Consider the following 11,771-nt stretch of genomic DNA (forward strand, 5'->3'; position numbering starts at 1 on the left):
TTTTAATTTGACTCCAAATTATATGTTAAATTTTTGTTTTTCAACGAATTAACACTTTTATGAGAATAGCTCAATAATAAGATTTATATTTGTTGAAAATTAATTTGAATGCCTAATTTCATTAAGACTACCGAGCAATCGAGTTTGTATGACGATTTAGAAAAAATGTCGCTCAATACGATTTTGACCAACATCAATCAAGAAGATCAAAAAGTGGCTCTCGCGGTTCAAAAGGTAATCCCACAGGTAGAAAAACTAATTGAAAAAGTAGTTGAGAAACTAAAAAATGGTGGACGTCTTTTCTATGTAGGGGCCGGAACAAGTGGCAGATTGGGCATTCTCGACGCCAGCGAATGTCCGCCAACTTTTGGTGTTTCCAAAGATTTGGTAATCGGATTAATTGCCGGTGGTGACCTCGCAATTCGGAATGCGGTAGAAAACGCAGAAGATGATCCGCGTCAAGCGGAAAAAGACTTAGAAAGCTATCATATTTCATCACAAGATGTATTGGTAGGAATTGCCGCTTCAGGAACAACACCCTATGTTTTGGGGGCCATAGATTATTGCCAACAAAACAATATCATCACAGGAGGAATTACCTGTAATGAAGGAAGTCCGTTGGCGGAAAAGGTAGATTTCCCAATGGTGGCTGTTGTTGGCCCTGAGTTTGTCACGGGTTCGTCACGTATGAAAGCCGGAACCGCGCAAAAACTTATTTTGAATATGATTACCACTTCAGCCATGATTAAGATAGGTCGTGTAAAAGGCAACAAAATGGTCGATATGCAGTTGAGCAATGAAAAGTTGGTACAAAGAGGAACCAAAATGATTATGGAAGCGACTTCGTTAGACGAGGATTCAGCGAAAGCTTATTTATTAAAATACGGTAGCGTACGTGCTGTCCTAAAAGCAGTTGAAAATGAATAATAATAAAAAAGAGGTGTTGGCTAAAGGCCTAAAAATATTAGCGCTTTCACTGTTGTTTGTGTTTGCTGGCCCTGTTATTTTATACAGTGCCTTCAACAACCAAGAACATCCGTTGTATATTGCTGTGCTTGTGTTGGGAATTGTCTGCTTCTTCCTGGCTATGTTCTTGATTTTTAAAGGCATCAAAACGCTTGGCCAAGCTATTTTTGACTCGAAATAGCCGCTGTTTTTGGTACTCTAAACAAAAAGAAAATTCCAAGTATAAAAAAGACAATAAAAAAAGGAATTGCATTTCGTACACTTCCGGTTATATCGCTTAATAAACCATAAGTTGCCATCCCAATCACAATTCCAATTTTTTCAGCCACATCGTAAAAGCTAAAGTACGAAGCGGTATCTTCTGCATTTTCAGGAATAAGTTTTGAATAAGTAGAACGTGATAAAGTTTGTATTCCGCCCATAATCAAACCTACAAAAGCGGCGGCAATGTAAAACTGAAATGGCGTTTCGATAAAAAAGGCATAAGTACAGATCATTACCCAAATCACATTCAGCACCACAAGAACAGGAATATTCCCCCATTTCGCGGAAGCTTTAGAAGTGAGTGTTGCTCCCAAAACCGCTACCAACTGTATCAATAGAATACTAATAATCAAACCCGTAGTAGCATCTTGCTCTCCCCAATTGAGTTCTTCTATGCCAAAATAGGTTGCAATCAGCATAATGGTTTGCACCGCCATACTGTAGCTGAAAAACGCATACAAATAACGCTTTTGTGGAAGGTTTTGACCAATTTTTACGGCAATAGCCTTAAGTTCGCGATAACCGTTAAAAAGTATTTTTTTAGTGACGTTTTTACTTTCTGTATTTCCTTTGGGTAAATGCTTAAAACTGTATTGCGCAAAACCCATCCACCATAAACCGGTGAGAATAAAAGATAACCTTGTCGGAAAACCTTCATTTTCAAAACCAAAGGTTTCGTGCATTAAAATCATCGCCAAACATAAAACAAGTAAAATTACACTACCAATATAGCCCAATGAATAACCTTTGGCACTAATTTTATCCTGTTGCTCTTTGTGAGCAATATCTGGCAAATAGGAATTGTAAAAAACGATACTACCCCAAAAACCAATGAGGGCTAAATAATAACATAATAAGCCCAACCCAATGTAATCGAGGTTAAACCAAAACAAACCGATGCAAGAAAGCGAACCGAGGTAACAAAACAGTTTTAAGAAGAACTTTTTATTTCCCGAGTAATCGGCAATTCCACTTAAAACAGGGCTAATAATAGACACCGTAAGGAAAGCAAAGGCCGTCACATAGCTTATCAAGCTATCGTTGTTGAAAGAATAGCCCATAAAATCTACCATACCCTGTTCATCGTTTGCTATCGTAATCGCTCCATAAAAAATGGGGAAAATCGCCGATGAAATGACTAGGTTATACACCGAATTTGCCCAGTCGTAGAAAGCCCAAGCGTGTAATAGTTTTTTATGTCCTTTAGGTAATGTTTGCATGGTTGCGGATTAGTTAGCGGTATAAAAATAAAAAACCTTTCTCAACAACGAGAAAGGTTTTTAAAAATATCAACTAAAAATAATATTAGGCAGTTACCTGATACATTTTTTCGCGTTGTTCTTTTATTTTTTTATCGTTCATATACTCATCAAAAGTTAAGTACCTATCAATAACTCCGTTTGGCGTTAACTCTACTACTCTATTGGCCACCGTTTGTGCGAACTCGTGGTCGTGGGTAGTAAACAAAACGGTTCCTTTAAAGTTTTTCAAAGAATTATTGAAAGCTGTAATCGACTCTAAGTCTAAGTGGTTGGTTGGTTCGTCGAGCATCAATACATTGGCCCTCATCATCATCATTCTACTGAGCATACAACGCACTTTTTCTCCTCCAGAAAGTACTTTTGAGGTTTTTAAAGCTTCCTCGCCACTAAATAACATTTTCCCTAAAAAGCCTCTGATGTACACTTCTTCACGCTCTTCCTCGGTTTTGGCATATTGGCGTAACCAATCTACCAAACTCAAATCATTATTAAAAAATTCGGCGTTGTCTAGTGGTAAATACGACTGGCTAGTAGTAATTCCCCATTGGTATTTTCCTTCATCCGCTTTTTGGTTGTCATTAATGATTTCGTAAAAAGCAGTTGTAGCTCTCGAATCTCTTGAGAAAACTACTACTTTATCTCCCTTTTTCAGGTTTAAATCGATGTTTTTGAAAAGTACCTCGCCGTCTAAGCTTGCTGCTAAATTCTCGATATTCAGAATCTGATCTCCAGCTTCACGCTCTCTTTCAAAAATAATCGCCGGATATCTTCTGCTTGAAGGTTTAATCTCACTTACGTTCAGTTTTTCGATCATTTTTTTACGTGAAGTAGCTTGCTTTGATTTGGCTACGTTAGCACTAAAACGACGGATAAATTCTTCTAATTCTTTCTTCTTTTCTTCGGCTTTTTTGTTTTGTTGTGCCCGTTGTCTTGCTGCTAATTGCGAAGATTCGTACCAGAAAGTATAGTTTCCGCTAAAGTGATTGATTTTTCCAAAATCGATATCCGAAATATGGGTACAAACCGCATCCAAAAAGTGACGGTCGTGCGAAACTACAATTACGGTATTATCATAATTGGCCAAAAAGTTTTCTAACCAAGAAATTGTCTCGTAATCTAAATCGTTGGTAGGCTCATCCATAATCAGCACATCAGGATTCCCAAAAAGTGCTTGTGCCAATAACACCCGTACTTTTTGTTTTCCGTCAAGGTCTTTCATTAACGTATAATGCAAATCTGGAGAAATCCCCAGGTTAGAAAGCATCGCTGCTGCATTCGATTCAGCATTCCAACCGTCCATTTCTTCGAAAGTCACTTGAAGTTCACCAATTTTTTCAGCATTTTCATCGGTATAGTCTGCATAGAGTGCATCTATTTGCGTTTTTACTTCAAATAAAGGTTTGTTCCCTCTCAAAACTGTTTCTAAAACAGGATATTCGTCGTACAAATTGTGATTTTGCTCTAAAACCGACATACGCTTTCCTGGTTCGAGATTTACAGAACCTGAAGTCGGGTCTTGTTTTCGAGATAATATTTTTAGAAAAGTAGATTTTCCGGCTCCGTTGGCTCCAATAATTCCATAGCAATTTCCTTTGGTGAAGGTTGTATTTACTTCATCAAACAAAACTCTTTTCCCGAATTGGACTGATAAATTTGATACTGATAACATAGCTGTTCAAAATTTTGGCAAAAGTACATATTTAAACCATTAATTTTGGAAGAAACTTCTATAAATATGAGTTTTAACGGGTAATTAACAATTGTTTCTCTTTGGTATAATTAAATTTGGCTCATAAAAATTTTTGTAGGATTTTATGAAGCAGTGTTACTTACTCATTATTTCCCTTTTTATTTTAGTTTCTTGTAAAAAAGATGTCGATGAAGACGTTACTTTTTTTGCAGGAAAAATTCTTAATACGAACCATAAATATATTACGATAGGCCACAAAAGCGGAATTATTGACACGGTCTATCTAAATGATAATTCTGAGTTTTCGTACACCTTTAAAAATGCTGAACCTGGTTTTTATAAATTTCGGCTTGAGCCTGAAAGTCAGATGTTTTATATAGAAGAAGGTGACAGTTTGTGGGTGAGAGTAAATGCTTCTGAGTTTGACGAATCACTGGTTTTTACTGGTGACGGAGCCGAGAGAAACAATTTTTTGATGCAGTTGTATCTACTGAACGAAAAAAACAATGACCTCATTTTATCTTACTATAAATTAAGTCCATCAGAATTTGCAAAAATTAATGACTCGATTAGAGGTGCAAGATTGAGCCAACTCAATGAACTTAACACCACCCACAATTTTTCACCAGAATTCTTCAATACCGCTAAAAAAACAATCGATTATGAATATTATGATTTTAAAGAGCGGTACTCTTTTTTGATGAATCGTTATTTTAATGAATTCAATATTCAATACCCTGACAACTTTTTTGATTACCGTGAGGAAGTAGATTTTAACGATAAAGATCTTGAAATGCATTATACATATGAGCATTTTATGGATAATTACATAAAAAATAAATCTTTAGAGAATTGCTTAAAAAAACACAAAGCCTCTTATTGTGTTTCTTTAAATAGTGCTGAAAACCTCAAAGGAAGAATTATATTAGCAGATTCTTTGTTCAAAAATGAAGATGTCAGAAACCGTTATATTACAAGGTATGTGAGTTCGGGCATTATATTTTCCGAAAATAAAAGCCAACTTGACTCTTCGCTAGAAACCATCAAGGAACTTAATTATACCAACGATCTTATTGTACCACTGGAAGAAATGGTAGCTTTACAGCGATTGTTTTTATCAGGAAGTAATATTTCCGATAAAACATTGTATAATAGCAAACTAGAAACCATTACCATAAAAGAAAAGCTCCATAAGCCTACGGTTGTTTTTTTCTGGTCGATGTACCAACAAGAACAACTTAAAAACACCCATCTCATCATCAACGAATTACGAAATAAATATCCTGAAATAGATTTTATAGGTTTAAATATAGATATTGGCGAAAAAGAAGCCTGGCAAAAAGCATTAGAAAATTTAGGTTACAATCAAGACTATGAATACCAAATTGCCAAAACCGATTTTTCAAAAAAACTTTACCATCATTACCTCCACAAAATCTTATTTGTTAACAAAAACGGAGAAATTATTCGCGGAAACGCCACAATTCTTAACCCTAATTTTGAGAATTATATTTTAGAGTTTTTGAATAATTAACTATTTCTGATTCCCCTTTTTAAAATCTGCCAAAAACTTTTCTAGCCCGATATCTGTAAGCGGGTGCTTTAGCAAGCCTTCAATTGAACTTAATGGTCCAGTCATCACATCGGCACCAATTTTGGCACAATCGATCACGTGCATCGTATGACGCACCGAAGCTGCTAAAATTTGCGTGGCAAAACCGTAATTATCATAAATGAGTCTAATCTCTTGTATCAAACTCAAACCATCGGTAGAAATATCGTCTAATCGTCCGATAAAAGGCGAAACATAAGTTGCTCCTGCTTTTGCCGCCAACAAAGCTTGACCTGCAGAAAAAACAAGTGTACAATTGGTTTTTATTCTGTTGTCACTAAAATATTTTATCGCTTTTACGCCATCTTTTATCATCGGAACTTTCACCACAATTTGTTCGTGTAGCTTTGCTAGGGCTTTACCTTCTTTTATCATTTCCTGATACGTTGTAGAAATCACTTCGGCACTTACATCACCATCTACTATTTCACATATCTTTTGGTAGTGTTTTTTGATGTTTTCTTCACCAGTAATTCCCTCTTTAGCCATCAACGAGGGATTGGTAGTTACGCCGTCTAAAATTCCTAAATCCTGGGCTTCTTTTATTTGGTCAAGATTGGCAGTATCAATAAAAAATTTCATAACTATATTTTTTTACAAAGTTATATTTTATAATGTTTCATCAGCATTTTTTCATATATTTTATCTGGCAATACATGTTTTAGAGCTACGCTAAATTTCTGCAACCACTCTCCTACTTTATAATGAATTCTTGGGTTTTCCTTTTGCATTACTTCGTAAACTCTTTCTGCCATAATCATCGGGTCTTTTCCTGCATCTACGTGTTGGTCCATCAGGTCTAAAGTGGTTTGGTATTTTGCCTTGTAAGGCGAATTTTCACAAACGGGTGCGTGATACCTTCCTGCAGCGATATTGGTCGCAAAATCACCGGGCGCAATATTTGCCATCTTCACACCAAAATCTTTTATTTCCATACGGTAAGCTTCGGTGGTGAGTTCTAAGGCACCTTTGGTGGCCGAATAAATTCCCCGAAAGGGCAAGCCCATATAACCCGCAATAGAAGTAATATTGATAATGCTTCCCGATTTTTGATTTCGCATCACTGGCAACACTTCATTAATCACGTTGATCACGCCAAAATAATTGGTGTCGAATACTCTTTTAATTTCCGAAAGTGGTGTTTCTTCTATCGGACCGGTAATGCCCATTCCTGCGTTATTGATAAGGTAATCGATACGGTTTTCTTTCTGAATTAATTCTGCCACAGCTTTTTTTACCGATTCTGGTTGTGTCACATCTAAAGCAATAAAATACACTCCGTTAACTTCTATTTGCTTAGGGTTTCTACTGGTTCCGTAAACTCTATAATTTTTCTGAACTAAAAATTCGGCAATCGATTTACCAATTCCAGAGGAAGCTCCAGTAATAAAAACAACTTTTTGTGACATAATTTAAGAACTCATTCTAAGATAAAACAAATATCGATTTTTTTTAGGCAAGTGAGCTAACAAAAAGGCATAAAAAAAGGCAAGCTACCCACATCACACCGCTACGACCGCTTACCTTTGCTGCGTTCCCGCCCTGGAGGATTCAGCAGGAGCTGGTTGCGTGGGACTTGCCGAGTGCAAATATACAAGGTTTATCTGTTTTTACAAGCCATTTTTTCAAATAAATAATTAAATTAGCTTTTTGAAAAAAAATGCTTCAAATGAAAATTGTTAACCTTCTCTTTTTCTTACTTTTAATTGTTTTTTTGGATGCTTGCGGAAATAAAAACACCAATATTTCTGAGCAATTGAGTATCGAAATCACTTCAGAAAATGATAAAATTCATTGGGGTGAAAACGCGCAGATTCAATTGAAAAACGAAAAAAATATAGAAATTGATTCTATTGTTTATTATTTAAAAGACAATCGTCTTGGAAAAGTAACTCACAACAATAGCTTAAAACATGAGTTTGATAATCCGTTAGGAAAACATCCGCTGAAAGCAGAAGTGTATATCGATGGAGAAAAATATACAGTTACCGACGAAGTGATTGTTTACCATCACCAATCGCCAAAAGTTTACCAATATGAGATTATCAATAGTTATCCACACGACGCCACAGCTTTTACACAAGGCCTGGAATTCCATAAGGACACGCTTTATGAAAGTACTGGACAATTTGGGCAGTCGAGCCTAAGAAAAGTAAGTGTAAAAACAGGCGAAGTCTATCAAAAAGTAGATTTAAGTGACAGCTTTTTTGGAGAAGGCTTGACCATTTATAATGACAAAATCTACCAACTCACTTGGCGTTCGGGTAAAGGAATTATCTACAATACTAATCTCAAGCAAATACAGCTTTTTGATTACAACCAAAGTAAAGAAGGTTGGGGTTTGTGTCACAATGCTACCCACATTTATAAAAGTGATGGTACTGAAAAAATTTGGCTTTTAGACCCAAAAGACCTTTCTGAAGTTAGTTACATTCAACCCGTAACCAATAAAGCTTTGGTCACTAAACTTAATGAACTCGAATGGGTAAACGGTAAAATTTACGCTAATACTTGGCAAAAAGATGGTATTGTGATGATCAATCCAGAAACTGGAGCTATCGAAGGTATTATAGATTTACGTGGTTTGAGAAATAATTTGGGTAACAATAGCGTTTTAAACAAAGACGAACACGTGCTTAACGGAATCGCCTATAACGAAAAAACAGACCAATTGTTTGTAACGGGAAAAAATTGGGATAAAATATTCGAAATAAAAATTAAAGAAAAATAGTCTTTATGAAATACGTTTATTACTTGTTATGCCTTGTCGGAATTATCTTTTGGAGCTCTTGTCGTCAAGATTTTGAGACTGTTGCCAGTAGCGGAAATCTCGAGTTTTCTAAAGACACGGTTTACCTCGATACCATTTTTACCAACATTGGTTCGAGCACCTATAACTTGATGGTTTATAACCGTTCAGACGAAGACATTACCATTCCCACGATACAGTTAGCTCAAGGCGAAAATTCAAAATATAGGCTAAGTGTAGACGGTTTACCCGGAAAAACTTTCGAAAATATTGATATTTTAGCAAAAGACAGTATTTTCATTTTTATTGAAACCACAGCCGATATCCAAGAGTTTACCACTACAGAAACCCAGTTTTTATATACCGATGCTATCGAATTTGATAGCGGAAGTAATATGCAAAAAGTAGAATTGGTAACTTTGGTACAAGATGCGATTTTTCTTTACCCAGAAAAATTCCCTGACGGAAGCACCGAAACCCTTTCTTTTGGTTTTGATGAAGAAGGTAATGAAATACTCGTCGAAGGTTTTTTCTTAGACGATAGCGAATTGCATTTCACTAACGAAAAACCTTATGTGATTTACAATTTTGCTACGGTTCCTCCCAATAAAACCCTGATAATTGACCCTGGAGCTAGAATTCATTTTCATAGAAATAGCGGACTTATTGTTGCCAATCAAGGAAGTTTACAAGTCAATGGCGAATTAAGTACTGACCAAGAAGCATTAGAAAACGAAGTGATTTTTGAAGGTGACAGACTCGAGCCAAGCTTTAGCGATGTTCCCGGACAATGGCTGGCACTTTGGTTTACGCAAGGAAGTACCAACAACAAAATAAGTTATGCCACTATCAAAAACGCAGAAGTGGGGATTCTTATCGATTCTAATGATGGTACAGCCAACCCAACTTTAACGATTGATAACAGCAAAATCTATAATTCACTAAACGCAGGAATGATTGCTCGAACCAGCTTTGTCGAAGCAGAAAATACGGTGATTGGAAGCGGCGGACAAGTTAGCCTCAACCTTTCCCTTGGAGGAAGGTACCGTTTTAACAACTGTACCTTTGCCAATTATTTTATCCAGAACTCCAGACAGTTGCCTGCGGTGTTAATTGAAAATCAGTTTGAAACAGGCGGAGATCCTTTATTTGAAGATTTAGTAGAAGCTACTTTCCAAAACTGTATTATTTACGGAAACGAAAACATCGAATTGGGTTTCAATAAAAATGATAATGCCGCTTTTAACTTCAAGTTTGAAAATTGTTTGATTCGCTTTAACGATTTCAACGATGATTACGAAGGTATTCCGGAGTACGATTTTTCCGACACTTCTCTTTATGAGGATGTTATCATCAATGAAGACCCAAACTTTAAAGCGCATTTTGATAACGAATTTATCATTGGTGAAGAAAGTGCAGCAAACGGCATAGGAAATCCAGCTACGACGACAATCAACGATATTTTAGGAGAAACTAGAGGAAGTCAGCCCGATGCTGGCGCATATGAAAGTGTGGTTTTTGAATAGTATAAAAAAATCCGCTTGAAGAGCTAACAAACAATATCCTTTAAAGCAGGAATAAGCTGGTTAAACTGAAATTGGTACCCAGCATTATTTATTTTTCTATTACTTACCAATTGGCTATCGGTTACCAAAATATGACTTTCGCCCATACCAATTTGCAAAAACAATTTTGGGATTCGATCTATAATAACATTGGTTTCTAATAATTTTTGAAGAATATTATCAAAACGCCTGTTCGTAACCGGATTTGTTGCTACGCCATTATAAATTCCAACAAGATTATTTTTTTCAATAAACTCATACATTCCAACAAGATCATCGATATGAATCCAAGATTGCCACTGTTTTCCAGAGGCAAACATTACTCCTACTCTATTTTTGATCGATTTTATCATTACCGGCAACGCGCCACCAGCTTCACTCAATACCAAACCAGTTCTCACCATGGCAACACTAACACCCAACTCTTTAAATTGTTCTGCACTTTTCTCCCAATCTTTGACCACTTTACCTAAAAAAGTGTCTGCGACCATATGATCTTTTTCCTCATAAAGTTTCTGGAAATCGCTTGGGTAAATGCCAATAGCACTAGCGGAAATATATTGTTTTACAGAAAGGTTATTTGCTTTGAGTGTCCTAAAAATTAGGTTTGCAGTGGAAATACGGCTATCGTAAATTATTTTCTTTTGTTTTGTAGTCCACCGTTTATTGATAGGAGCTCCAGCCAAGTGAAAAATCTTTTCTACTCCTTGAAAACAAGATTTATCTATTTCATCATCTTTAGGATTCCATAAAAAACCTTGATAATTTTTTTCTTGTTTTATTTTTTCTTTTTTGGTTGTTAAGTAGTTTACTTCATACCCTTTTTCTAAAAGATTTTTTACAAGGCGTTTCCCTATTAACCCAGTTGCACCTGTAATTAGAACACGCATTTTTATTTTGAAATTACAAAATAATTAAGGGCTAGAAATATTAATTAATATCTCCTTAACAAGGATTTGGGGAAATTTATGAAGTTATTAAGATTTCAGCTTTTCGTAGCTCTCAACATCTCTCTTTTTCCTGGAGGACCAGTCAATCTCTCGATAGAAAAACCTACTTCTTGCATATTTCTACGCACACTACCTTTAGCAGAATAAGTTACTAATTTCCCTTCCGACTTTAGCGAATTGTACATTTTTTGAAGAATTTTTACACCCCACAAATCGGGTTGAACTCTTGGCCCAAAAGCATCAAAATAAATGAGGTCAAACTCATTTTTGTTTTCGATTTCCTGAAATTTGAGTTGTTGTTTTCTCAGCTGAAAAAAGGGATTGATCTCCACAAATTTTCCCCATTCACTTTCGTGGATTTTTTGAAAGCAATTCTCAGGAAAATAAGTCTCAAAACCCAATTGCTTAGGGTAGTCTAATTCTGCCACTTCAGCTAAAGTTACCGGATAGGCTTCCACGCCAGTATAATTGATTTTTACTTGATTTTGATAGGCAATTTGTGCAGTGATGAAGGCATTGAGACCTGTACCGAAACCTATTTCAAGAATATTTATGGTTTGTTTTTGAGAAAGAAAATGGTTCAAACCCATTTTTATAAACACGTGCATAGCTTCTTGAATGGCTCCGTGTTTAGAATGGTAGTTTTCATTCCATTCGGGTATAAAAATGGTGTTTGAACCGTCTGCTGTTTTGGTGATAATCCGTTTCAAAAA

General features: G+C 35.9%; 11 protein-coding genes and 1 other RNA gene. 5 read left to right on the forward strand and 7 right to left on the reverse strand.

The features are described 5' to 3' along the window. The first annotated feature begins 108 nt into the window (after nt 1-108). Both murQ and DNG35_RS00840 read left to right on the forward strand, forming a co-directional pair. The gene (gene murQ / locus DNG35_RS00835; protein WP_111125850.1) at nt 109-927 is read left to right on the forward strand and encodes an N-acetylmuramic acid 6-phosphate etherase; all 819 of its coding nucleotides are present in this window, start codon (nt 109-111) and stop codon (nt 925-927) included. Beyond that, complete coding sequence (locus DNG35_RS00840) at nt 920-1,147, forward strand: DUF6095 family protein (protein ID WP_111125851.1); 228 nt, start codon at nt 920-922, stop codon at nt 1,145-1,147. Before murQ ends, DNG35_RS00840 begins: the two co-directional genes overlap by 8 nt. Here the strand turns inward: DNG35_RS00840 and DNG35_RS00845 are convergent. Next, complete coding sequence (locus tag DNG35_RS00845; protein ID WP_111125852.1) at nt 1,128-2,450, reverse strand: MFS transporter; 1,323 nt, start codon at nt 2,448-2,450, stop codon at nt 1,128-1,130. The two genes, DNG35_RS00840 and DNG35_RS00845, sit on opposite strands and share 20 nt — an antisense overlap. 85 nt (nt 2,451-2,535) lie before the next feature. Then, nucleotides 2,536-4,161: an ABC-F family ATP-binding cassette domain-containing protein gene (locus tag DNG35_RS00850; protein WP_111125853.1), complete on the reverse strand. Its 1,626-nt coding sequence runs from the start codon at nt 4,159-4,161 to the stop codon at nt 2,536-2,538. A gap of 145 nt (nt 4,162-4,306) precedes the next feature. On the opposite strand from DNG35_RS00850, the gene DNG35_RS00855 reads away from it, so the two are divergent. Further along, entirely contained in the window at nt 4,307-5,716 is a 1,410-nt protein-coding gene (locus DNG35_RS00855) for a hypothetical protein (protein WP_111125854.1), read from the forward strand. Here DNG35_RS00855 and fsa read toward each other — a convergent pair whose 3' ends face one another. From fsa to ffs, 3 genes are all read right to left on the reverse strand, one after another. Then, nucleotides 5,717-6,376, reverse strand: a complete 660-nt coding sequence (gene fsa, locus DNG35_RS00860) for a fructose-6-phosphate aldolase (protein WP_111125855.1) — start codon at nt 6,374-6,376, stop codon at nt 5,717-5,719. A gap of 20 nt (nt 6,377-6,396) precedes the next feature. Continuing rightward, complete coding sequence (locus DNG35_RS00865) at nt 6,397-7,203, reverse strand: SDR family oxidoreductase (RefSeq protein WP_111125856.1); 807 nt, start codon at nt 7,201-7,203, stop codon at nt 6,397-6,399. Between the two features lie 74 nt (nt 7,204-7,277). After that, nucleotides 7,278-7,376: signal recognition particle sRNA small type (gene ffs, locus DNG35_RS00870), an RNA gene on the reverse strand. Between the two features lie 87 nt (nt 7,377-7,463). On the opposite strand from ffs, the gene DNG35_RS00875 reads away from it, so the two are divergent. Further along, nucleotides 7,464-8,525, forward strand: a complete 1,062-nt coding sequence (locus tag DNG35_RS00875) for a glutaminyl-peptide cyclotransferase (protein WP_111125975.1) — start codon at nt 7,464-7,466, stop codon at nt 8,523-8,525. A 5-nt stretch (nt 8,526-8,530) separates the two neighbouring features. Further along, a complete protein-coding gene (locus DNG35_RS00880) occupies nt 8,531-10,069 on the forward strand; it encodes a hypothetical protein (RefSeq protein ID WP_111125857.1) in 1,539 nt (512 codons plus the stop codon). Between the two features lie 23 nt (nt 10,070-10,092). Here the strand turns inward: DNG35_RS00880 and DNG35_RS00885 are convergent, their stop codons facing one another. Beyond that, nucleotides 10,093-10,998 carry a TIGR01777 family oxidoreductase gene (locus DNG35_RS00885; RefSeq protein WP_111125858.1) on the reverse strand — a complete coding sequence of 302 codons (906 nt, stop codon included), beginning with the start codon at nt 10,996-10,998 and terminating at the stop codon, nt 10,093-10,095. Between the two features lie 95 nt (nt 10,999-11,093). Beyond that, nucleotides 11,094-11,768 (reverse strand): tRNA (5-methylaminomethyl-2-thiouridine)(34)-methyltransferase MnmD, encoded by a 675-nt coding sequence (mnmD, locus tag DNG35_RS00890; protein ID WP_111125859.1) that lies wholly within the window; start codon nt 11,766-11,768, stop codon nt 11,094-11,096. Between the last annotated feature and the right edge of the window lie 3 nt (nt 11,769-11,771).

Origin of the sequence: Mesonia sp. K7, from assembly GCF_003233725.1 — a bacterium.
Classification (GTDB): domain Bacteria; phylum Bacteroidota; class Bacteroidia; order Flavobacteriales; family Flavobacteriaceae; genus Mesonia.